Raw genomic sequence first — 23,926 nt, forward strand, 5'->3', positions numbered from 1 at the left:
GAGCCATGATTACTTCCCGAAAAACATAGCTGCTTTACTTCTCTACTTCATTAATGAATTGTAACCTTTTTTAAAGATTCATAATTCGATGACAAATGAAGAAAGAATAAGCTATTAAGGCCGGAAGTTTAAAGGAAGTAATTAGGAAAATTGTTTCCTGTAATTTTCCTAGAGATTTTTTGTAGATTTATATCTCTTAAACCAACCTTAATGCACAAAGATGTAGTTATTAAAGCCTTTGAAAAGGCACAAAAAGATATACCAGGAAAAACGAGTATAACAAATTGTTCTGAGCATATTTCAGCAGTTATGTTGGATGAATTACATTATCAAATTAGTGGAAAAACATTAAGAAATTTATATAAAGAAGCTATATCAGTTGGAGAAAACGACATAAACATTAATTCACGACATATAATAAATTTGTGTGATTATTTGGGTTACGAGAATTATGAAGATTTTTTAAGTCATAATTCATCAAAATATAATTCTCAAAATCAAAATGTTTTTTTTAATTTTTTTAAAAGAAACAAAGCCAGCTTAATAATAGCTTCCATTGTTATTTTGTTAGCTTATTTCATTACCTCTTTTAATAAACAAAGGTGGATGGTATGGCAAGATACAGAATATGTAGAAGTTGAATTTGACACCGAAAAACACACACTTTCTCAACTAAAAATATATAACGCAGACAGAATTGACAACTTTAAAAAGATTGAGCCAAATTGTGAAACACGGTTCTTCAATGAGCAAAAAGAAACTCTTATTTGGTATGGCAAAAATTCTGATGGCACCTACGAATATTTTACCGGACTTGGTAAACATCCACAAACTGGAAAAACCCTAAAAGCCATTACTACCTATATAATACGAAAGTATATTTGTGATACTTATTAATGAAACTAATACAATTTTAAAAGAATGATTTTTTTTTAGAGATTAAATAAAATCTCTTATATTTAAATTAATTTTTTTACTAACAAAAGTGAACACAAAACCGAACACGTTTTGGAACACGATTTTCAACACAGACCTCTGTAAACTACATAAAATAAGGCTAATAACTACCCTTTTTATAATTCATAACCCGGAGGTCTCGAGTTCAAATCTCGATCTCGCTACAACAGGAAAATCACCCAAAATCAACGGTTTAGTTCACTCTAAACCGTTTTTTATACTTACTACTTTCCCATATAAATTAACTCACTGAATGCCATAAACCACATTTAAAAACGTTACCAATAAGTTTGAAATAGAGCCTGTTAAATTAATTTTCACAATCTTCAGCCCCCCATTTATCTAAACTTCTTAAAATTTCTTCAAGAGATTTTCCTCTATTTGTTAAACTGTATTCAACTCTAGGAGGAACTACAGGAAAAACTTTTCTAGTAATAAGACCATCTTTTTCTAAATCTCTTACTGTTTGCGTAAACATTTTATTTGAAATCCCCGGGACTTTCTTTTGTAATACACCTGAACGTAAACCACCTTCTAATAAATGAAATAAGATTAAAGGTTTCCATTTAGTTCCTATTAAATTCATTGTGTAATTCAAAGGGCAATTATTTTCTTTATTCAAAATATGAAATTTATATTATTGATTTTCAATATTTTACTCTTTAAAGTAACTATACTACTTTTTAGTAAGTTATTGTCTATTAGACAAATATAGGTTAATTTTACAATCTAAAATATAACTTATGACAACTAATAAAAATTATCCAAAATCATTTTCGCATATAGGAATAACAGTTCCAAATTTAAAAGAAGCCGTAAAATTCTATTCGGAAGTCATGGGATGGTACATCATTATGGAGCCTTCAAAAGTAAAAAAGGAAAAGGAAACTGCTATTGGTAAAATGTGTATTGACGTTTTTGGAGACAATTGGACGGAATTTGAAATTGCTCATTTGGCAACTTCAGATGGTATTGGAGTTGAATTATTTTCCTTCCCAAATGGAATTAAAGAAGCTCCTGAATTTAATCCTTTCAATACTGGCCTATTTCATTTTTGTGTTCAAGACCCTAATATTGAAGAACTTATTGAAAAAATATTGTCTTATGGCGGAAAACAAAGAATGCCTATAAGAGCATACTATCCTAATGACAAACCATTCAAAATGTGCTATGTTGAAGACCCCTTTGGTATTGTATTTGAAATCTATACACATAGTTATGAATTGACATATTCTTCAGGTGCTTATTCAAAATAAAATCAATTGGCAATAAAGAGTTGAGTATATGGAAAATAGACTAAACAGCACCATATTTAATACTTCTAGTCTGATAAGTAACATTTTCTGATACTATATTGTCTATCTAATTAAAATTAATAAACAAACCCTTACATTGAATTGTAAGGGTTTGTTAAAAAAATAACTGTTTTTAATTATTTAATACGATTACAGTTTCAATAAGTTTATCATCTGTTTTAATGTCAACTTTTTTTATAGTACCGTTTTTTAAATAATTTTCAACCGCTACAGATTTTTCTTTTTCTTCTAAATCTACTTTCACATATTTAGTATCAACTCTTTTTAACGAACCTGTTAGAGCATCTACACCCCAGCCAATTATAGAAAACCCATTTAAAATAGATACTAAATTAAACTTACTGTCCATTACCACAACTCTTTCTTTATAATTATCTATTCTAAAATCAATCCGGTCGTCTGCCTTGACTTTAATTTGAGTTGGTGTAATTCCTTTTTCAAATCCATTTACATAAACCTTTGCTCCAGATGGATTTGACTCGAATAAAACATTTCTCTTTGAACCTGTGAAAATTGACGCGCAACTTGAAAAAAATAACGCTGATGTGAAAAGTAAAATAGCTTTTTTCATTTATAATAATATTTAATAATTTATCAGGTATAAATGTAATAATAGCTATATGTATTGCCTTACGGATTTCCGTATTAGAATTTAATAATAGTGTAGTTCTCATAATTAATTAATAAAAAACACGCCCCGGTTAAGGGGCGTGGAAATCCTAATCAAATATTATGATAGAGAATTATTAATAGCAAGACAATATTATGATTTTAATTAGATAAAACTTTACGGGTTTCCGTATCCGGATATGCTTTTTTTAAATAAGTCCTAAATCTTTTACAATGCTTACCAAATGTATGGTGTTATTGGCCTTAAAGATATCTTTTAGTTTATTAATACGCTTTTCTATAGAACTTAAACTAGATGGTGCTATATTTTGAGTTTTAAATAGGGTACTGATTTCTACTTGAGATAGCCCTAATGAGAGGTTTTTAATTAATTCTATATCATAGTCATCAATTTCTAAATCGTTTTTTTTGTTTAATGCATTTTGAACTTGCGGAGATAGGTATAATTTATTTTTAGCAACCTGAGTAAGGGCTATAGAAAGTTCAAAAGCGCCTTTTCTACCTTTACACACATAAGCGTTTACGCCGCTTGTATTAATTAAAGTACGTACTTTTTGCAAGCGTTCTTCCATAGAGTATATGATTACTGCGAGATTAGGGTACTCTGGTTTAATAGCAGCAACCAAATCTTCTCCGCTTTTTAATTTATTTTCTTTATAGTCTTCTTTAAAAGACAAATCGGAAATTAACAAATCAAATGGCTGGTTATTTAATGCTGCATTTTTAATTTTTAAAAAAGCTTCATCACAGTATTGTGCTTTTACTACATTATTTATGTTATTAGATTTAAGCACTCTTAATACGCCTTCGTTTACAACGTCGTGGTCATCAACCACTAATACTTTTTTAAACATAGCTAAATGGTTATTTTTGACTTAAAGCCTTTATTAGTTTCAGATTCAAAAATAATAGTTCCATTTATTGAATTTATACGGTTTTCCATATTCTGCAACCCAGAGCCTTTTTTAATAACACATCCTTTTCCGTTATCGGCATAAGAAATACTAATTTTTTTATTGATCTTCTTAAAGGATATAACAACACTTGTGCTAAGGCTATGTTTTTTCATGTTTACCAAAAGCTCTTGCAGAACCCTATAAAGGGTGATTTTTTTAATATCGTCCAAAGCTCTCCAATCAATAGTGCCTATACCTTTTGTGATAACGTTTACTGTTTGGGTATTATAACTTACAAATAGATCTTTGAGTAGATCTTCAAAATTATAACTAACATTAATAGAGCTATTGGCTTTTGAAATATCTCTGGTTTTAGTATAGATAAGCTCTAAATCATCTAGCATATCTTCTCTTATATTGGAGTTGCTTTGAAGTTTGGTCATAACCTGATATATATCATTAGCTAACTCATCATGCACTTTTTTAGATATACGAGACTCTGTATTATATACAATTTTAATTTTGTCTTTTTTATGTCTTGCTTGTATTATTAAAAAAGTAAAAATTGATGATATAAAAATTAAGCCCCCTAAAGCTTGATACATTATTTTATCTGCGCGTTCTTGTTCTTGTTTAATCTTGTTTTCATTAGCTATTTTCTCTTGCTTGTTATAATTAAATTTTATTAAAGCATATTTGTTTTCTGCTATTTGCTTTGCTTTATCTAAACTATCTTTTAGTTTTTGATATTCTAAAACTATTGGATTTGGGTTTAAGGAAATTAAAGAAGAAAGCGCATTCTCTAAAAATGAAGGGCTATTTAAAGTTTTAGCTATTTCATAAGCTTTTTTTGCGTATAACCTAGCTTTTTTAATATCACCAATTTCATTGTAAAATATTGAAAGGTTTTTATAGCTTGAATAAAGCCCAATTGAATCTTTAATTTTCAATCTTAATTCTAGTGCTTTTTTTAAGTTGTTTAAGGCTTCTGGTTTTTTAAGTTTTAATTGCGTAAACCCTAAATTGTTTAATGCTCTTGCTGTTTGGTTTTTATCATTAAGTGGTAGGCTATTTTGGTAAATACTTAAAAACGCAGCTTCTGCTTTTTTGTACTCTAACTTATCTATATAAATGAGTCCTATATTATTTCTTATAATATTAATATAGTTTTGATTTTTGGTATATTTTAATGCTTTTTTATAATATTTTATGGCTTCATCATATTCTAATAAATTATGATATATTCTACCTAATTGATTGTATATACCTACTTTACTTTCTGATGAAAAGTTTTCATCATTAATCTTTTCTAAAAATTCTAGTGCATGTACGTTGTTAGTTTCACTACCGTAATAATCTCCCAAACTAAATTGAATGATAGCTAATTGTCTAAGATTATTTATTACTGATAAGGTATCTTTTAAACCTATATTTTTTATAAACTCATTCTTAAAAAAGACATAAGACTTTACTAAACTTTCATTGTTTTTAGGGTTATTAGCTAAATTTGAATAGTAACTTATACTATCAACCTGTTGTTTAACCTCTTGATTTTTAGCGTAAACTCCTAAATTTAAAACACAAAAAAAGAGGCATGATACTAATACTTGTTTCATTCCTCTAAAATAATAACTAATGAAGAATTATGCACCCATATTTAGTTTTGATTGGCTCAACCTAATAAAGGGAAACTAAATATTTTTTTGATAGCCTCTATTTACACTATTACAGTAAAGTTTTAATTAAACAATCTTGGAGTATTTAAAAGCAGTTCTATTTTTTTAATTATTATAGTAACTTGATCCATTTGAGATTCAATATTTCTAAAATAAATGCTTATATCTCTATTCACCCAACTTTCTGAAATTACTCTAGCACCTAAACTTATTCTTAAAACAGCACTTTGGCTATCATGATATTTTGCATTAACTGCCTGACCTATGTGGCATTTTTGAGCTGCGAGTCTAATAGTTTCTAAGGGCGCTCCTTCAAATTCATTAGATAAATCTGAATTTAGCAATACATACAGTTTTTTTACCTGCTCTAAAGAAAGCGCTTCATTGTTTTTTAAGATGAAAAACGGGAAAATAGTTCTTATATTTCTAAGTCCAAATGCTTCCTTATTATACATGTTAATTTTAGATTCATTTCCAAAAAGTGGTTGTAAAAAAGGCGCATCATTAATTGAAGCTTTTACAAAATTGCAGAACATTTCTATACCTAAATTTCTGTATAAAATAGGTGTTTTATAATACCTATCCATTTCTACAATAGCGGCATTCCAGCGCATGTATGAGCCATAGTTAAATCCGTCTGATAAATCTTTAGAGCAAAACCAAGGTTGTGGCCAATCAATACTGTTGTAATAATTGTTAAGTCCTTCTGGTAATTTCTTTTCTACAGACGCTACAACTTGACTAACACTTTTAGGAATTATGAGTGCTCCTGCATACGGAGGACCTGTAAAAAACTTACTACCTGTTATAGTTACAATGTACCCTTTATTCAAGTAATTTTGAACATCTTTTGGGTCTAACCTAAGCTGTGACCCATCAACAATAACTTGAAGCGATAGGTTATCTATGGTTTTTAAATTTTCAAGCAACGTAGTAGTTGGTGATTGACATCCTAATTTTGATTGATCCATAACATGCAATACAGCATGCCTACCTAAAGCATTAGTTTTAGTAACCGCTGTAAAAACTTCTTCATCTAATTGAGCATCTAATTTTAGGTCTCCATGCTCATCTTTTAAAGGAATTTTAATGACATCAACTTCTCTAAAGCCTTCAATGGTATCTCCTTTTTTAACTGGATAATTTAAAGCAGTAGTATTCTCAAAATGACACCCTTTTAATGCTGCAGGCACTCCACTACCCGTTTCATCTGAAGCTACTAAAATATGTGTAATATCTTGTTTTGTAACAATTTGGGTTATTGCTGCTATTTGAAGTGCAGAATCTGTTCCTGAGGGTGAGAAAATTATCTGTGTTTCTTCGTTAATTTTAAGTGCTCTTCTAAGATTGCTTTTTAGTAGTTCTGTAAATTCAATAGATGAATTTTCAAATCCATTTTTTAAACTTTTTTGTATTAAAATGGTTCTTGCTTTATCTGTTCTATCATAAGCAAAATTAGAAATACTTGTAGCTGTGGATGATGCAAAAGTAAATGCTTCGGGTCTAGGAAAAGGGCGACAACCATATTTATTTAAAAGTTCATTTTCATCTACATTTAATCTAAGATCGCCTCCAGACATTAAAAGATATTCTGTTGGTACTGCTAAATTTTCAAGAATAGATTGCCAATCATCTTTTACTGTTCTATTTTTAGTAGTTATGCCATGAAAAGATTGAAATTCATTGTATTTAGATAAAAAGTCTACATTAAAATCTGTATTATGCTTTATTATGTTTATTAAAAAGTAATTGCAATTTTTTAATTTTTCTTTATCTCTTTTTTGCAATAAATTATAGAATATTTGGGTAACTTTTAATGCTGCTAAATCACACAGAATACTATTGTTTTTATCTTTACCTAAAGCTTTATACCATATTTGCCATTCTATGCCATACCTTAAATAAATTAATGCTAAAACAGGTTGTTCTAAAAACAACTCGCCTATTTTTATGGCTTTTCCTGGTATAATTTTAAACAGACTAGGCTCTTTGCTAGATGCTATTATGTTTATACTATTTATTTTGGGTACCGTGTTAAACCGCTTTAAAACTCTTACCAAATAGTTTACATTCTCTTTTTCAAATAAACTTGTTCTTTTATATTGATCTTCAATAAGTATATTTTTACTCATAATTAGAATAATAAGTTTTCTTAATATTTAAAGTTAGCGCAAAAGTTTTACTTTTAACTTTCTCTCGCAAGGGGTTTTAAAATAGTTTTTAAGTTTGTTTTCAACAAAATCTGGAATATTAATTGGTAAACGTGTTTTACTGTTTACAAACACTACTGTAGATTTGGCTTTTGATAATATTGTGTTTTGTTCATTTTTAATTTCAAACTCAAAATTAAAACGAACTTTAGGCAACTCTTTTATTGTGGTTTTTATACTAATGAGTTCATCATAATATGCTGGTTTCTTATAAAATATCTCAAAAGAAATTACTGGTAGCATAATATTTTTAGCCTCTAACTCACAATCATTTACACCTAACTTTCTCATTAATTCTGTACGTGCTTGGTGGCAATAGGCAACATAATTAGCATGATACACATAGCCCATTTGATCTACTTCTCCGTATCTGGGTCTTATTTTATAAGTATCGGTTATCATTTTAATTTACTATAAATCTGTTTGGTTATCATGGTCTTGTTTAGACTTAGAGCAGTTACACTTATGAGCTTTTTTATGGCCACAGCGATGATGTTCATTTAATGCTGTTGCGTCTTTTTTGCATTTTCCTAATTTTCTTTCTGCATTAGAATATAAACCTTTCATTGTTTTGTTATTTAAATTATCTAACCCATCTTCTCCGTAATCTTTACAGGCTCCGCAAAATTCTTTATTTATAGGGTTTTCAAATAAATTAAAACATTGCCTGCACCTGTACCATATTTTATCTAGTTTATAATTTCCTCCGTTAAATTCTATAGCTTTTCCTTCTATAAATGCTTTGGCTATGTTTTTTAGGGCTTTATTGTAAATGCGTGTTAAGGTAGGTCTTGATATATTCATTTTTTCAGCAGCTTGCTCTTGCTGAAGATTATTGTAAAGCACCAACCGAATACTTTCATATTCTTCAAAAGTTAAATTAATTTTTCCAATTTCAGACATTGGTATTCCGAAAGGCTTATAACCTTTCATAAGAGGAGGCTGATGAATTTTTCTACTTTTCTCTGGCCTTGGCATTATTTATAATTCACTTTTAAAATGATTTTACAAATATAATGAACCTACGTTCATAATAAAACTATTTAAGATGTATTTTAATAAAATTTAAAATAGAGTTCAAAAGAAGTAATATTTGTATTATTTTACTTATAAATAATTAAATCAAACTACATTTAATCGATTATATTTGCTTTTCACGGACTATTTACATTAAATTATTGTATTTTAGCTACATAATTCATTAACCCCAAATCTAATGAAACAAAATACCCTCACTTGTATAATCTTATTTTTGGCTACACATTTATCAGTCGCCCATATAGATATAGGCCATAGCACCTTACATGAATTACATAACAATCTATTTAAATCAGATTGCTACAAATTAAGTTTATTAGAAAATAACAACATTAACCATAAAGATAACAATCACATCATTAATGTTCTTAAAGAAAGAAACACTGCTCATTCTAATAAAAACGAGTTTAGGGTAAGTAATTTAAACAGTAATGTTACTAGTGAAGTTTCACACTCAACAACTAAAAACAATTCTAAAAATACAGATTCAAAAAACATAATTCAATCTTACCAAGCTATTAAAAATGGAATTACATTAAACCCAGATTCTAACGGCACAACAAAAGACTATATAAATTCTGATAACACTATAATTTGGGATCAATCTGAAAATGTTGGTTATAACCATGATATTGCAGGTATTGGTAAAGACAATGCTTATGAATTAAACCAAAAACAATCTAGCAGTGCTAATAACGCTATTGATGACTATGGTTCCATTGAGGGGATATTAACTATTGGTTTGACTGATATTTACGACTCTAATAACGACAATGTATCATCTAACCCAAGAACATTAGATGATAAAACATTTTTAATGTGGGGTAATAATGGCGCCAACTTAAACCTTGCTGCATCTACCATAAGTGTTGACATAAGTTCTGGTATTTCTGGTTTAGCAACACCTGTAAGTTTTATAGGCATACAACGCATTTGGAAATTAGTAGAAACTGGAGGCAACGTTTCTTCTTGTAAAATAAGAATACCTCAAAACGCCATAAGAAATACTTCTTCTTCTGGAAATTACTACATGTTTATATCTAATACTGAAGTTTTTGATTCTACAGCCGATTATAGATTAATGACTACTGACGGTAATGGAAATTTAGAAACAGATTACGATTTTAATGGCACTAAATACATAACTTTTGGGTACGCACCTCAAGTAGTTGTAGAACGCTCAATTTATTTTGATGGTGAAGAAGACTATATAGATATGGCTAACAACCTAGATTTAAATGCAACTAACTTCACAATTTCTGCTTGGATAAAAAGAGACATAGGAACTGTAAATGCTTCTATAATTTCAAAAAGAGATGCTGCTTTTACAGAAGGTTATGACTTTAAAATTAACAGTTTAGGCCAACTAGCTTTTTCTTTAAATGGAGGCGCAGCTACCCTAAACTCATCAGTTATTATTCCAGAAAATAAATGGCATCATGTGGCTGTTATTTATAATAATAAACATGCTACCTTATATATTGATGGTGTTGCTGATACTTCTGCTTCATCATTGCCATTACCAACAGCAACCTCTCAAAAATTCTTAATAGCAGCTGCAGATGGTAATGATACAAATACTACTGATTATTTTGCCGGAAATATTGATGAAGTTAGAATTTGGAAAACAGCATTATCTGTTAACCAATTAAGATACATCATGAATCAAGAAATAATAAATGATTGTTCATTAGCTCTTAAATACGGACATACTATACCTTCTTCTATACCTAAAAACGAAATTAACTCAATTCCATGGACAGATTTAGCAGCCTATTACCCTATGTCTGCATACACTTACACCAATACAGCAGATATGTCTGGAAACAACATAGAAGGATCTCTAAAAAATTTAAATACTGTAGATTTTCAAACAGCTCCTTTACCATACAAAACTCAAAGTTCAGGTTCTTGGGATGATGAAACCACTTGGTTAAATAATGCTGATATAGACCTTCCTAACTCATTATCAATTATAGACAGTATTACTCCCATAGAATGGAATATAGTTGAAATTAGCCATAACACCTACTTAGGCTCAACTTCTACTGCCAAAAGAGCTAGAGATTGTAAAGTACAAGCTTTAATTGTTAAACCAGAAGCAGATTTACAAGTAAATGGAGATATTGCTACTAACGAAGGTATAAGGCTAACTGTTACACATTATTTAAAACTTGATGGCTCAATAGATTTAGAAGGTGATTCTCAACTTGTACAAGACTTTAATAGTGAGTTAGATGTTACTAGTAAAGGTTATTTAGAACGCGACCAACATGGAACATCAGACACTTATACCTATAATTATTGGTCTTCTCCGGTAGGGCCTATAAATAACAGTTCTAACAATAATAATTATATGGTTGCTAATGTTTTCTCTAATATTAACTTCTTAACTTCTGGATATAATGGAACAACATCTCCCCTAGCAGTTGCAGATTACTGGATATGGAAATTTAGTAACTTACCAAATAAAGATTATGCCTCATGGCAACACGTAAGAAGTACCGGCACTCTTAAGGTTGGCGAAGGGTTTACAATGAAAGGACCAGGTACAGGTTCTATCTCTACTCCTCAAAATTATGTATTTAAAGGAAAACCTAATAATGGTACTATTAACATACCTATCATTGATGGTAATGACTACCTTGTTGGCAACCCATACCCATCTACTCTTGATGCAAAACAATTTATTTTAGATAATAGCAGTTCTATTGCTGGGGCTGGCACCACAACAGGCACCCTCTACTTTAGAAAGCATTGGAGCGGTGGTTCTCATAAATTAGGTGATTACGAAGGTGGTTACGCCACTTATTCACTTGCTGGTGGTACACCTGCAGCCTCCGTTGATATATTTGACCCAAATATTGTTTCTGATAGCTATCATCATGAAATACCTGGAAGATACATCCCTGTAGGTCAAGGTTTCTTTATTACCGCTAAAAGCACAGGTAACTTAGAATTTAATAACGGGCAAAGGCTTTTTGAATTAGAAGATGAAACAAGTGAGACCCTAAGTAAATCTAATAATTTAAAAAGTAAATCAAATGAAACTAGCGATTTAAGACCAAAATTAAGAATAGGCTTAAATTCTGTAAATGCTGTACACAGACAATTATTAGTTACAGTTGATAGTAATACAAGTACTGGTTATGATTGGGGTTATGATGCGCCTCATAATGATAATCAAATGGATGATATGTATTGGATGATTGATGATAAAAAGTTTACTATTCAAGGCATTAACAATATTGACAAACTAACAAAATTACCATTAGGTATTCATACCCTAAAGGATGGCTATAATGATATAAGCATAGAAAAATTAGAGCACATTACAGGTGACACAGAAATATATTTACACGATAAAAATCTAAACATCTATCATAATTTAAAGGATAGTAATTATAATGTTTTTTTAAATGCTGGCGAGTACTTAAATCGTTTTGAAATAACTTTTAGTAACTCACAATCTCTAAATGTTAATGAATTAAACAAAAATAATGTTAATGTATCCTATTCTAACGAAAGTGAAAATATTATTATCCACAACCCCAACTTTAAACATATTAATTCTGTTGAGTTGTATAATATTCTAGGACAAGCAGTAAAAAGATTCAGTACAAACTCAAATAACAATTATATAGAACACAACATTAAATCTATTAAAACAGCAGGTATCTATATAATTAAAGCATATTTTAACAATGATACAATAAGTAAAAAGGTTATTATTAGGTAACCCCTATTTTATGTTAAAACTTTTAAGCACCATAATTTAATCAATTATGGTGCTTTTTTTCTAACAAACTTAATTAACACCAAATTCTATCTTCCAATAAAGAACTTCTTAAACCCAAGAACAAAACACCTCTACCCCCTAGATAAAAAGTTTTATTAAATAAAATAATCACATCACTTTTAATAAAAATATTACATTTCATCGAATTTTTATGTATTTAATCGATTATATTAATATTTTTCCTATATTTGCTGTGCTATTAATCAATTTAAATATATCAGTCGCTCCAAATTCACCAACCATGAAAACAAAATTTCTTGTTATCACTTTACTTATATATTTACCTATTACAGCCCAAACACCAATCACAGATGGAGCTAACTGGACTGTAGTTAACATAACCGCCGATAATGAACTTGATTACCCTAACACAATCATTTACGGACCAGACAATTATTTATGGATAACGGAACGTAAAGGAAAAAAAGTTGTAAAAATTGATCCGAGTGCTTCTATTCCTATATCAAAAACCACTATGCTTGATTTAAGTACAGTTGTTTACCAAGATGCAGGACAAGATGGTCTTATGGGTATAGCAATTCACCCAGATTTATATTTAAACCTAAATACTTCAAATAATTATGTGTATATAGCTTACACTTATGATGATGATCTTGGAAGTGGTGTTTCAAGAAAACTTAGAATAGAGCGTTATACCTATAATTCTGGTACAGGTACTTTAAACAGCGGAAGTGCTACTACAATAATAGATGGATTAGACGCTAGCAATGACCATAACTCTGGAAAACTTCAAATTGGACCAGATTTAAAACTATATTACACCATTGGAGACCAAGGAGCCAACCAATTTGGTAATGCATGTAATGAAATACAAGCTCAAGACTTACCTACATCTACAACAGATTATGATACTTATAAAGGAAAAATATTAAGACTTAATTTAGATGGCTCAATCCCTTCAGACAACCCAACTATTGCCGGAATACAAAGTCATGTTTACAGTTATGGTCACAGAAATCCTCAGGGAATAATTTTTGGTTCAAACGGAACATTATACTCCTCTGAACATGGACCAAAAGTAGATGATGAAATAAATATTATTGAAGCCGGAAAAAACTATGGTTGGCCAGAAATAGCTGGTTATTATGATAACTTAGGTTATGGCTATTGTAATTGGTCTAGTACTCCTGAAGGCTGTACTACTAGCGGATTTAGTGATCATAATTGCCCTTCGGGTGTCACCCCTATAACAGAATTTACATCTGGAATGCCTCTAAACTTTAAAGAACCCATTGGAACATATAACAGTACTACAGCTATAGAACCTAGTGGAGATTGGCTTACATGGCCTACCGTAGGTCCTTCAAGTATAAATATTTATGAAGCTGGCTTAATTCCAGATTGGGGTACATCGCTTTTAATACCTACTTTAAAACGTGGCACTATATACAGAGTTAAATTAAACACTGCTGGTGATGGTTTAGAATCTCAAATCTATGAAGAGTTTCATTCTTCCAATGATAGATATAGAGACATTGCTTTAGATCCTGATGGTATAACCTTTTACGCTATAACAGACAACAGCGGCGGAACATCTGGTCCTTCAGGAACATCAAGCGTAAGTATTGAAAACCCTGGTGTTGTTATGAAAATTCAATACGTTGGCCCAACGTTAAACTCTTATGATTTAAGTAAAACCAATGAATTTTTACTTGTACCAAATCCTACAAAAAATTATACTAAAATTAGCTTTAACTTAAATACAAAAGCTTCTTTCGGCCTAATAGTTTCAGATATACACGGAAGAACTATTACACATATTAAAGAAATTAACAACAATTATAATTTACAAACCTCTAACCTATCAAACGGATTGTATTTTGTTAGGTTAATAGATAAAAATAAGGAAATAGCAACTAAAAAATTAGTAATACAATAATGATCCGTTAGCTGTGTACTGCTAACTATGAGTTAAGTTTAATTGCCTATGTAAATTTATTTTGCATTTAAACTTAAACCGCTAAAATATTATATAAAACTAAAAACAATTATTTAGCCCCAACTAAATAAATCTACTTATGAAAACGCTTACTCTCACCAGTCTTTTATTCACACTATTTTGTTATGTAGTTACACCTCTGAGTGTTGCTTCTCAAACGGTTTTATTATCAGATAATTTTAATTCAGGCTGGGGAAATTGGACTAGTGGAGGTGCTGATGCTTATTTAACAAACCCAACACCAATGAATAGTACTCAAGGTGTTAACCTTCGGTATGACAATAATGCTTCTTCATCAATAATTTCTAACACTGTCAATTTAACACCTTACGGAAGTGTATCTATTGATTTTGAATTTAGATTTAACAATTTTTGGAACGGATTAGATTTCTTTGTTGAATACTCCGATGATGGTGGCGGTACATGGACAGAAATTGGAAATTATGTGAGAGGTAACCCTTATGCTAACTATGTTAACTATACAGAATCTATCACCATAGATACTAATTCTTATACATTTACTTCAAATTCTAGATTTCGTATTCGAGCTAGCTGTCAATGGAGAACTATGTACATAGACAACGTAACAATAACCGGCTACCCGCCTGCTCCAGAAATAAATGTACAAGGAAATAGTGTTTCTATTACAAACGGAGACACAACACCTACACCTGCAGATCATACAGACTTTACAATTGCCAATGCTGGTATACAAATTACCAGAACTTTTACTATACAAAATACAGGAACAGCTAATTTAAATATTAGTTCTATAAATTTATCTAATAGCACAGACTTTTCTGTTATTGCTCCATTTTACACATCTCCAATTTCTACAGGCTCAAGCACAACATTTACTATACAATACAACGCTCTTACATTGGGCACTAAAACCTGTACGGTAACCATTAATAATAACGACGCTGATGAAGGAATCTATCAATTTGATATTCAAGCACGTACCGAACAAAATTTTTACGATAGTGATGGAGATGGTGTATTTGACAATGTTGATATTGATGATGATAACGATGGGATTTTAGATTCTGAAGAAGAACTCGCTTGTCAAACATCCAGTACCTCTACTGTAATGAATTACAAATTCCTTAATGAAACTTTTGGTACTGGAAACACAAGAACAACCATAAATACTACCTATGATGCCATTACCACCTATTGTTATGAAGACGGCGCTGGTTCTGGATGTGAAGGCGGCAATGATTTAAATGATGGCGAATATACAGTATATGATAGAATAGCCGATGGTGATGGAAACAATGACACACCTAATGATGATATTGGTTCTTGGGCAGATGACTTTTGGTACACAGGTGGAGACCATACCCCAGGAGACACCAATGGTAGAATGGCTATATTTAATGCCTCTTATGATCCTGGAGTGTTTTATACCGCCACAATAACCGGTGCCTTACCTGGTGTTCCTATTACCTACAGTTTTTGGGTGTTAAATTTAGATACTACAGATGCTCCTGATATAGGCATTCGTTTAAGACCTGATATTTTGGTAGAATTCAGAGATGTTAACAATAATGTTTTAGCTTCAATATCTACTGGAGATATCCCCCCTTCTGTTAATGGTGACCCAGCAAATAGCTGGCATAACTTTACAGCAGATTTAACATTAAATGTTAGTGAATTTTATGTGTATTTTATTAATAATGAAACTGGTGGACTAGGAAATGATTTAGCCATAGATGATATTGTTATTTCTCAAACATTATGTGATACTGATGGCGACCAAGTTGCAGATGTATTTGATTTAGATTCTGATAACGATGGCATCCCAGATGTTGTTGAAGCTGGTTTAGGAACTTACAGCGAAGGAACAGCTACACTAACAGAGGTAGCCTCTTGGGTAGACGCCAATGCTAATGGTATGCACGATGCTACCGAAGGAAACATACCCCTTGATTCTGATGGCGATGTAGTTCCTAACTATCTTGATTTAGATAGTGATAATGATACTATTTTTGATGTTGACGAATCTGGTGCGGGTAACACAGCCGAACCACTCTATCAAAATGGTGATGGTGACATTACAGGGGATGGCGTTGGAGACGGTCCTGACACAGATGCTGTTAGAGAAACCGATATTGATTCTGATGGAACACTAGAATACTTTACCGATGGCATTTTAGATATCTATGATTTTTTTGAAGGTAGCTCTATGGCTACTGGCTATGGAAACAGTAACCAAGGATTAGGAAACACATATTATGTATTAGATAGCGATGGAGATGGCACTCCTGATTATATGGATATAACATCTGATGGAGTTACTTTTGATATATCGCACACCTTATATGCCAACTTAGATGCTGATAATGATGGTATAATTGACGATGGTAGCGACGCCGATGGTGATGGTATTATAGATTTGTTTGATACAGATGATGCTGCCTTTGGCTCTCCTAGAGATTTAAACCAAAAATTTCAACTGTATTTTGATGGAAGAAATGATTATGCCGATGAACCTACTATTATAGACAATACTTGGAATGAAGCTACCTTAATGAGTTGGATAAAAATTGATCCATCATCTACTGGTGATCAAATCATTATAGGGCAAGATGAATTTTACATTCAACTAAACGCCGATAAAACCCTTACCGTTTATGCAGACGGAAACACCTTAAACTACAGCACACCATTAACCACAAACCAATGGATTCACGTAGCTGCAACCTTTGAATGCGACTGTTTAGATACTGGTTTCAACCTCTATGTAAATGGTGTTTCAACAGCAAGTGCTACCCCTAGTTCTGGTAGTTTCAACGCAGACACCTCTAGTTTTACAATTGGAAGGCAACCAGATACAAATAGTAAATATTTCCACGGATCTATCGATGAAGTTAGAGTTTTTAATAAAGCTTTAACCGAAAATGAAATTCAAAAAATAGTCTATCAAGAAATTGAAGATAATAGTGGTTTTATTAGAGGAAGCTTCTTACCAAAAGATATAACCCATTTTGATTATGTAACCGAAACCTCAACCCCTTTAAACTGGACCAATTTAGTACGCTATTACAAACTAGACACCTATAAAGATGATATTATTGACGATTTAACAACAACAAGCATTGATGTTGGTAGTGGCGCAAAAATTTACAATACAAAAATAATTGAACCACAAACTACACCTTTGCCCTTTATTACCAAAACAGGATGTAGTGGAGATTGGACAGATTCTAACAATTGGCTACATGGCGATGTTTGGGATATTGATAACACTCATTCAGATTGTGCTATTGTTCATATAAAAGGAGATATAGAAACCAACACAGACCACAAAACCACAGGATTAATAATAGACTCTGGTAGCAATTTAGATATTTTAGACAGTTCTGAATTAAATGTAAGTTGGTATTTAAAATTAGATGGAAAAATAGATTTAGAAGGAGACTCTCAATTAGTACAAGGCGCAGAAAGCACCTTAGATGCTACAAGCGAAGGTACTCTTGAAAAAGATCAACAAGGAACTGCCGATACTTACACTTACAATTATTGGTCATCTCCTGTTGGAATATCAAATAATACAACAAACAATAACCCTTATAATGTAACACAAGTATTTAGCAATGTAACGTTTGCTACATCAGGGTATAACGGAACTCCATCGCCACTAACTATTGCAGATTATTGGATTTGGAAATTTAATAATTTACCAACGGGCGACTATTCTTCATGGCAACATGTAAGAAGCACAGGGACACTTAAAATAGGTGAAGGCTTCACTATGAAAGGCCCTGGAAGTGGCCCTATTTCTGCAGAACAAAATTATGTACTAGAAGGCAAACCAAACAATGGAGACATTAGTTTAGACATTGATGCAGGTAACGATTATCTAGTTGGAAATCCCTATCCATCAGCCATTGATGCTGAAAAATTTATTTTAGATAACGGCAATACCATTGCTGGGTCTGGCTCTACTACCGGAACGTTATATTTCTGGGAACATTGGGGCGGAGGCACTCATAACTTAGGAGATTACCAAGGTGGATATGCCACTTACTCGCTTTCTGGCGGTGTTCCCGCTGCTGCTATAGGAACTAATCATCCTGATGTTGGCACAGGTGGCACGCCTACCAAAACACCAGGTAAATATATTCCTGTTAGTCAAGGATTTTTTGTAACCGCTGAAAATAGCGGAACTATTAAATTTAAAAACAGCCAGCGAGTATTTCAAGTTGAAGATGGTTCTAATTCGCTTTTCATGAAAGCTGAAAAAGAAAAACTGGCAACCACATCAAAAAGTACACAAAACAGTGATGACAGATTAAAACTTAGACTTGGTTTCTATTCTGTTAACACCATTCGTAGGCAGCTTTTAACTACTGTTGATAAAAACAGCAGTATTGGGTATGATTGGGGATATGACGCCCTTTACAATGACACCCAAGTAGATGATATGTATTGGATAGTTGATGATGAAAAATATGTAATTCAAGGTATAGACACCATTACACAAAGCACTGTGTTACCGCTAGGAATTCACACAAAAAATGATGGTATTAATAATATAACTATTGATGATTTAGAAAATACTCAAGACAATTTAGAAATATATTTACATGATAAAGAACTAAACGTTTATCACGATTTAAAAGCAAGCGATTATGAAGTTTTCTTAATAGCTGGAGAATATTATAACAGGTTTGAAATTACATTTTCTAGTTCTAGTACTCTTAATACTGAAGAAGTTAAAAACACACCTTTACAAGTTTATTTTTCAAACGAAATAGACAGTATTGTAATTCTTAACCCAGAAGAAAAAAATATAAAATCTGTTGAAGTACTAAATATGTTAGGACAGTCTTTATTTAAATTTAATACTAATACAACATCAAATCATATAAAGTATAAAGCAAGCCAATTTGCAACAGGTTATTACATTTTAAATATAGAAACAGATTTTTCTAAGATATCAAAGAAAGTTTTAGTAAAGAAGTAATTTATTTGTTTAGTTTATTAGTTAGTTGAATTTAGTTAGTGTAGAACCCCAAATCTACCATAATCTTTACTAAACATTAGAGCCCTAAAATTTAGGGCTCTTTTTTTATTGTATTGCTGTAATTAAATCTTCTAATGAGAGTTTAGATTGTTCACCAGATACCATATTTTTTAAAGTATAAGTATTAGATTTTATTTCTTCATCTCCTACTAAAACAACAAATGGTATATTACGTCTGTTAGCATGTGTCATCTGTTTTTTCATTTTAGCAGCATCAGGGTATAATTCCGCATTTATACCTTCATTACGCAATGTTTTTATAGCTTTTAGACAAAATAGCGCCTCTTTATCTCCAAAGTTTATAAAAAGTACCTCAACATTTTTATTTACCGTCTCAGGGAATAAATTCAATTCTTCTAAAACTAAATAAATACGGTCTAAACCAAAACTTATACCAACACCACTAACATCTTTCATTCCAAAAATACCAGTTAAATCGTCATATCTACCACCGCCACCAATTGAACCTATTTTTACGCTTTTTGGTGCAGATACTTCAAAAATAGCACCGGTGTAATAATTTAATCCGCGCGCTAGAGTAACATCTAATTGTAAGGTTGCTGTTGTTAATCCTAGTTCAGAAATAGCATTATTTATAAAGGTTAATTCTTCAATGCCTTTTTTACCTTCTTCAGAAGTTGACAAAATAGATTTTAAACTGTTTATTTGAGATTCAAATGTACCAGACAAAGTAAATAATGGCTGAAGTTTAGATATTCCTGTTTCTGAAATACCTTTAGATAGCATTTCTTCTTTCACCTTCTCCTCTCCTATTTTATCAAGTTTATCAAGAGCTACTGTAAAATCAATTAATTTATCAGAAGCGCCAATAACTTCGGCAATACCAGATAGTATTTTTCTGTTATTAATTTTAATAGTTACACCTTCTAATTTTAACTTTGAAAAAACGGTATCATACAATTGAATAAACTCTACCTCTTGCCATAAACTTTTGCTACCAACTACATCGGCATCACATTGGTAAAACTCTCTAAAACGTCCTTTCTGTGGTCTATCGGCACGCCATACGGGTTGAATTTGGTAGCGCTTAAACGGAAATTCTATTTCGTTTTGGTGTTGTACTACGTAGCGTGCAAATGGCACTGTTAAATCGTAGCGTAGGGCTTTTTCGGAGATTTCATTTGCTAACCCTTGTGAATCTAACTTTTCATAAAGTTCTTTTAAAACAAAATTTGAAGCATTTTCAGATATTCCAGGTAAAACAAACTCTTCAAAGTATTCAAACTCTTTTTCACAATAAAAGGCTGCTATAAACCCTTGATTTTTTAAGATATATTCTATTAAAATATCTCTATATTCTCTAATATTCCCCTTACCATTAGCTATTAAAAATCCTTCTATATTACTTTCAATAAAACTCATTACAATAGGGTATTCTGACTCGACTTTGGTGTTTAAGTAAGAAAAGAAATCCTTTAACATAGAACCAACTTCAACATGAATTCCTTTATTTCCTATTATTTTTGAGATACTTTTTTCAAAAAAATCCCCAGAATTAAGAATCTTAAAAATCAATCTATCTCCTTCATCGCCATATTTCCCCATTAAAGTGCTAGAGTTTTCAAAACTTGGTGTTTCAATAGGTTGAAATCCAAATGTTTTAAACGCACTACGAATAGTATTAAAAATGTAATTACGCTTTGCTACTTGTTCTGGATTAAAATCTCTGGTGCCTTTTGGTATGCTTGGTTTTTGAGCCATATTTAATTACCTGCAAACAGGTGGTCTTTAAATTTTAAAATATCCTCTCAACAATATTACATCTGTAATGTTGGTATGAGGAACAACAAAAATAATATAATTGATTATGTGATTGCGTGCTTTTAATACAAAAAAGCCAACCTTTTTAGTTTATTAACTTATTAAAATAACGGTACAACTCGCCTTTAGTAATGGATGCGCCTTGTTCTATCATTTTAAATTTGTCAAGGTTTTTATCTTCAGAGTAGTCTTTATCTGCTTGTAAAAACTCAACTCTATCATCCATTAAATTTTCGCGAAGCCAATTATAACCTTCTTGTGTTGTAATATCTATATCTTCATTTTTAACATTTACAACAATGGCATGCATTTTATCTTCTTTTAAATGAAATAAATACATGTGTTGCGGAGCAAAGTGCTCTAAATATTCGGCTTTGTTTAAAACACCTTCCCAAATTAAATCACTAAAAACATCAAGTTCAGTTTCTGCTAATTCTGGTTTATTTTGTTTTAAATTGTCCCACTCATCGGCTGTAATTTGTTGTGTTGCCAAAAAATTTATGAATTCTTGGTGTAATTCTTCAAATTGCTCTTTTGTAAGTCTTGCGTATTTCATTCCCTTCATAAATTATAACAAAAAAACCGCTTAGAAGTATCTAAACGGTTTTTATATATTAAAAATTTGAAATTATTTTGCTTGTGGAATAACTTCAAATGGTAATTCTACAGATACTTCTCTATGTAAACGGATAACGGCAGTATACTTACCTAAACGTTTTACATTACCACCAATTACATTGATGAATTTTTTATCTATATTATGACCTTCTTTTTCTAAAGCAGCTGCAACATCAATGTTATTTACAGAACCAAATAATTTATCGCCTGCTCCTACTTTAGATGCTATTTTAATTTCTAATGCTTTTAATGCTTCAGCAATTTTATTAGCATCATCAACTATTTTCTTTTCTTTAAAAGCTCTTTGCTTTAAGTTTTCTGCTAATACTTTTTTAGCAGATACAGTAGCTAAAATAGCTTTCCCTGTTGGGATTAAAAAATTTCTACCGTAACCGTTCTTAACTGTTACAACATCGTCTTTAAATCCTAAATTCTCAACGTCTTGTTTTAATATAAGTTCCATTGTTATCGGTATTTTACTTTAATAAATCTGCTACGTATGGCATTAAAGCTAAGTGGCGTGCTCTTTTTACAGCTACAGACACTTTTCTTTGGTACTTTAATGATGTTCCTGTTAAACGACGTGGTAAAATTTTACCTTGCTCATTTACAAACTTTAATAAAAAATCTGGATCTTTATAATCTATGTATTTAATACCAGACTTTTTAAAACGACAGTATTTCTTTTGTTTGCTAGTTTCAATATTAAGAGGAGTTAAATATCTAATTTCTCCGTCTTTTTTACCTTTTGATTGTTGCTCTAAAGTTGCCATAATTAAGCTTTTTGTTTAAGTTTTTCTCTTCTTCTTTCTGCCCAAGCTATTGCGTGTTTATCTAACTTTACAGTTAAATAACGCATAAAACGCTCATCACGTCTAAACTCTAACTCAAGGCTATTAATTACTTCACCAGCAACGGTGTACTCAAATAAGTGATAAAACCCACTTTTTTTGTTTTGAATTGGGTAAGCTAATTTTTTTAGTCCCCAATCTTCTTTAGATATCATCTTAGCGCCGTTAGAAACAAGAAAATCTTCGTATTTCTTTACTGTTTCCTTTATCTGATCTTCAGATAAAACGGGATTTAAGATGAAAACAGTTTCATAATGATTCATAAAAATCTATTTAATTGTTAAAAATTGGCTGCAAAAATAGTTATTATATACATATAAAACAACAAAATATTTACTATATTGTTTGCGGTAATTACGCTGTTAAAATTTTGTTAAAAACGGTTGTTTATCGATGTTTTTTGGTTTTTGGCGGAATTTTTCGTACTATTGTCGATATCTTAACCGAAATAATACAAATGTTATGACTTTAAACTGTGTAGTAGTAGACGATTCAGCAATACAACGTCTCTCTATTGTTAAGTTAGTAGAGAATCATCCTTCACTTAACTTAATAGCAGAGTACAGTAGTGCTTTAGAAACTAAAAATGGTTTAAATACGCATCAAGTTGACCTTATCTTTTTAGATATTGAAATGCCCGTTTTAAACGGATTTGAACTTTTGGACGTATTAAACAAAAAACCTCAAATTATTTTTGTAACCGGTAAAACCGAATATGCTTTTAAAGCATTTAATTACGATGCTACCGATTATTTACACAAACCAATTACCCGAGAACGCTTTAATGCTTCTGTAGAAAAAGCTTTAGAACAACATAGATTGTTAATGAACCAAAACGAAGAAGAAGGTGAACATATCTTTGTTAAAAGTAACCTTAAAAAACGTAAGGTTTATATTAAAGATATTAAATGGATTGAAGCTCTTGGTGATTATGTAAAATTAGTTACAGAAGAAACAAGCTTAGTAGTGTTATCTACAATGAAAGCTTTTGAAGCAGAATTACCAGAAGGTAAATTTTTAAGGATTCATAAATCATATATTGTAAATCTTGATAAGATTGACAGATTTAACAGTAAAAATGTTGAAGTTGGTGCTTATGAAATTCCTTTAAGTAGAAATAAAAAGACACAATTGGTTGACGCTTTAAATAATATTTAAAAC

Annotated in this window: 18 protein-coding genes; 6 read left to right on the forward strand and 12 right to left on the reverse strand. The window is 31.1% G+C overall.

Annotated elements, in window-relative coordinates; all coding sequences use genetic code 11:
* Window positions 1-210 precede the first annotated feature (210 nt).
* Window positions 211-897 carry a hypothetical protein gene (locus J1D01_RS03880; RefSeq protein WP_421149904.1) on the forward strand — a complete coding sequence of 229 codons (687 nt, stop codon included), beginning with the start codon at window positions 211-213 and terminating at the stop codon, window positions 895-897.
* Between the two features lie 370 nt (window positions 898-1,267).
* Here J1D01_RS03880 and J1D01_RS03885 read toward each other — a convergent pair whose 3' ends face one another.
* Complete coding sequence (locus J1D01_RS03885) at window positions 1,268-1,543, reverse strand: winged helix-turn-helix transcriptional regulator (RefSeq protein WP_421150197.1); 276 nt, start codon at window positions 1,541-1,543, stop codon at window positions 1,268-1,270.
* Between the two features lie 157 nt (window positions 1,544-1,700).
* Here J1D01_RS03885 and J1D01_RS03890 point away from each other — a divergent pair, with 157 nt between their 5' ends.
* The gene (locus J1D01_RS03890) at window positions 1,701-2,213 is read left to right on the forward strand and encodes a VOC family protein (protein ID WP_421149905.1); all 513 of its coding nucleotides are present in this window, start codon (window positions 1,701-1,703) and stop codon (window positions 2,211-2,213) included.
* A 172-nt stretch (window positions 2,214-2,385) separates the two neighbouring features.
* Here J1D01_RS03890 and J1D01_RS03895 read toward each other — a convergent pair whose 3' ends face one another.
* The 6 genes from J1D01_RS03895 to J1D01_RS03920 all read right to left on the reverse strand — a co-directional run bounded on the left by J1D01_RS03895 (window position 2,386) and on the right by J1D01_RS03920 (window position 8,663).
* A complete protein-coding gene (locus tag J1D01_RS03895) occupies window positions 2,386-2,844 on the reverse strand; it encodes a PEGA domain-containing protein (RefSeq protein ID WP_421149906.1) in 459 nt (152 codons plus the stop codon).
* A 247-nt stretch (window positions 2,845-3,091) separates the two neighbouring features.
* Window positions 3,092-3,757, reverse strand: coding sequence for a response regulator (locus J1D01_RS03900; RefSeq protein WP_372938628.1), 666 nt, complete (start codon window positions 3,755-3,757; stop codon window positions 3,092-3,094).
* 2 nt (window positions 3,758-3,759) lie between these two features.
* Window positions 3,760-5,415, reverse strand: a complete 1,656-nt coding sequence (locus tag J1D01_RS03905; RefSeq protein WP_421149907.1) for a tetratricopeptide repeat-containing sensor histidine kinase — start codon at window positions 5,413-5,415, stop codon at window positions 3,760-3,762.
* Between the two features lie 122 nt (window positions 5,416-5,537).
* Window positions 5,538-7,607: a hypothetical protein gene (locus J1D01_RS03910; protein ID WP_421149908.1), complete on the reverse strand. Its 2,070-nt coding sequence runs from the start codon at window positions 7,605-7,607 to the stop codon at window positions 5,538-5,540.
* 33 nt (window positions 7,608-7,640) lie between these two features.
* Window positions 7,641-8,087 carry an acyl-CoA thioesterase gene (locus J1D01_RS03915; protein WP_372937632.1) on the reverse strand — a complete coding sequence of 149 codons (447 nt, stop codon included), beginning with the start codon at window positions 8,085-8,087 and terminating at the stop codon, window positions 7,641-7,643.
* 9 nt (window positions 8,088-8,096) lie between these two features.
* The gene (locus J1D01_RS03920) at window positions 8,097-8,663 is read right to left on the reverse strand and encodes a DUF134 domain-containing protein (RefSeq protein ID WP_421149909.1); all 567 of its coding nucleotides are present in this window, start codon (window positions 8,661-8,663) and stop codon (window positions 8,097-8,099) included.
* A gap of 238 nt (window positions 8,664-8,901) precedes the next feature.
* Between J1D01_RS03920 and J1D01_RS03925 the strand changes: the two genes are divergently transcribed.
* The 3 genes from J1D01_RS03925 (at window position 8,902) to J1D01_RS03935 (ending at window position 19,454) form a co-directional block, all read left to right on the forward strand.
* Entirely contained in the window at window positions 8,902-12,462 is a 3,561-nt protein-coding gene (locus tag J1D01_RS03925) for a LamG-like jellyroll fold domain-containing protein (protein WP_421149910.1), read from the forward strand.
* Between the two features lie 301 nt (window positions 12,463-12,763).
* Complete coding sequence (locus tag J1D01_RS03930; protein ID WP_421149911.1) at window positions 12,764-14,422, forward strand: PQQ-dependent sugar dehydrogenase; 1,659 nt, start codon at window positions 12,764-12,766, stop codon at window positions 14,420-14,422.
* Window positions 14,423-14,561: 139 nt separating this feature from the next.
* Window positions 14,562-19,454: a LamG-like jellyroll fold domain-containing protein gene (locus tag J1D01_RS03935; RefSeq protein ID WP_421149912.1), complete on the forward strand. Its 4,893-nt coding sequence runs from the start codon at window positions 14,562-14,564 to the stop codon at window positions 19,452-19,454.
* A 105-nt stretch (window positions 19,455-19,559) separates the two neighbouring features.
* Here the strand turns inward: J1D01_RS03935 and hisS are convergent, their stop codons facing one another.
* The 5 genes from hisS to rpsF form a co-directional block, all read right to left on the reverse strand.
* Window positions 19,560-21,236: a histidine--tRNA ligase gene (hisS, locus tag J1D01_RS03940; protein WP_421149913.1), complete on the reverse strand. Its 1,677-nt coding sequence runs from the start codon at window positions 21,234-21,236 to the stop codon at window positions 19,560-19,562.
* Window positions 21,237-21,381: 145 nt separating this feature from the next.
* Window positions 21,382-21,852: a DUF6495 family protein gene (locus J1D01_RS03945; RefSeq protein WP_372937848.1), complete on the reverse strand. Its 471-nt coding sequence runs from the start codon at window positions 21,850-21,852 to the stop codon at window positions 21,382-21,384.
* 72 nt (window positions 21,853-21,924) lie between these two features.
* Window positions 21,925-22,377: a 50S ribosomal protein L9 gene (rplI, locus tag J1D01_RS03950; protein WP_372937849.1), complete on the reverse strand. Its 453-nt coding sequence runs from the start codon at window positions 22,375-22,377 to the stop codon at window positions 21,925-21,927.
* A 13-nt stretch (window positions 22,378-22,390) separates the two neighbouring features.
* Window positions 22,391-22,687 carry a 30S ribosomal protein S18 gene (gene rpsR / locus J1D01_RS03955; protein ID WP_372937850.1) on the reverse strand — a complete coding sequence of 99 codons (297 nt, stop codon included), beginning with the start codon at window positions 22,685-22,687 and terminating at the stop codon, window positions 22,391-22,393.
* 2 nt (window positions 22,688-22,689) lie between these two features.
* Window positions 22,690-23,028: a 30S ribosomal protein S6 gene (gene rpsF / locus J1D01_RS03960; protein ID WP_421149914.1), complete on the reverse strand. Its 339-nt coding sequence runs from the start codon at window positions 23,026-23,028 to the stop codon at window positions 22,690-22,692.
* A gap of 199 nt (window positions 23,029-23,227) precedes the next feature.
* Here rpsF and J1D01_RS03965 point away from each other — a divergent pair, with 199 nt between their 5' ends.
* Entirely contained in the window at window positions 23,228-23,923 is a 696-nt protein-coding gene (locus J1D01_RS03965) for a LytR/AlgR family response regulator transcription factor (protein WP_076700653.1), read from the forward strand.
* Window positions 23,924-23,926: the final 3 nt, after the last annotated feature.

This window comes from Seonamhaeicola sp. NFXS20, from assembly GCF_049132085.1.
Lineage (GTDB): Bacteria > Bacteroidota > Bacteroidia > Flavobacteriales > Flavobacteriaceae > Seonamhaeicola.

Excerpts from the sequence above, each read along its gene's own strand:
- J1D01_RS03900 (WP_372938628.1), bottom strand. The coding sequence starts at position 3,757 with ATGTTTAAAAAAGTATTAGTGGTTGATGACCACGACGTTGTAAACGAA.
- J1D01_RS03880 (WP_421149904.1), top strand. The coding sequence starts at position 211 with ATGCACAAAGATGTAGTTATTAAAGCCTTTGAAAAGGCACAAAAAGAT.
- J1D01_RS03915 (WP_372937632.1), bottom strand. The coding sequence starts at position 8,087 with ATGATAACCGATACTTATAAAATAAGACCCAGATACGGAGAAGTAGAT.
- J1D01_RS03935 (WP_421149912.1), top strand. The coding sequence starts at position 14,562 with ATGAAAACGCTTACTCTCACCAGTCTTTTATTCACACTATTTTGTTAT.
- rplI (WP_372937849.1), bottom strand. The coding sequence starts at position 22,377 with ATGGAACTTATATTAAAACAAGACGTTGAGAATTTAGGATTTAAAGAC.
- J1D01_RS03890 (WP_421149905.1), top strand. The coding sequence starts at position 1,701 with ATGACAACTAATAAAAATTATCCAAAATCATTTTCGCATATAGGAATA.
- J1D01_RS03925 (WP_421149910.1), top strand. The coding sequence starts at position 8,902 with ATGAAACAAAATACCCTCACTTGTATAATCTTATTTTTGGCTACACAT.
- J1D01_RS03920 (WP_421149909.1), bottom strand. The coding sequence starts at position 8,663 with ATGCCAAGGCCAGAGAAAAGTAGAAAAATTCATCAGCCTCCTCTTATG.
- J1D01_RS03905 (WP_421149907.1), bottom strand. The coding sequence starts at position 5,415 with ATGAAACAAGTATTAGTATCATGCCTCTTTTTTTGTGTTTTAAATTTA.
- J1D01_RS03945 (WP_372937848.1), bottom strand. The coding sequence starts at position 21,852 with ATGAAATACGCAAGACTTACAAAAGAGCAATTTGAAGAATTACACCAA.
- J1D01_RS03895 (WP_421149906.1), bottom strand. The coding sequence starts at position 2,844 with ATGAAAAAAGCTATTTTACTTTTCACATCAGCGTTATTTTTTTCAAGT.
- J1D01_RS03930 (WP_421149911.1), top strand. The coding sequence starts at position 12,764 with ATGAAAACAAAATTTCTTGTTATCACTTTACTTATATATTTACCTATT.
- rpsF (WP_421149914.1), bottom strand. The coding sequence starts at position 23,028 with ATGAATCATTATGAAACTGTTTTCATCTTAAATCCCGTTTTATCTGAA.
- J1D01_RS03885 (WP_421150197.1), bottom strand. The coding sequence starts at position 1,543 with ATGAATTTAATAGGAACTAAATGGAAACCTTTAATCTTATTTCATTTA.
- J1D01_RS03965 (WP_076700653.1), top strand. The coding sequence starts at position 23,228 with ATGACTTTAAACTGTGTAGTAGTAGACGATTCAGCAATACAACGTCTC.
- J1D01_RS03910 (WP_421149908.1), bottom strand. The coding sequence starts at position 7,607 with ATGAGTAAAAATATACTTATTGAAGATCAATATAAAAGAACAAGTTTA.
- rpsR (WP_372937850.1), bottom strand. The coding sequence starts at position 22,687 with ATGGCAACTTTAGAGCAACAATCAAAAGGTAAAAAAGACGGAGAAATT.
- hisS (WP_421149913.1), bottom strand. The coding sequence starts at position 21,236 with ATGGCTCAAAAACCAAGCATACCAAAAGGCACCAGAGATTTTAATCCA.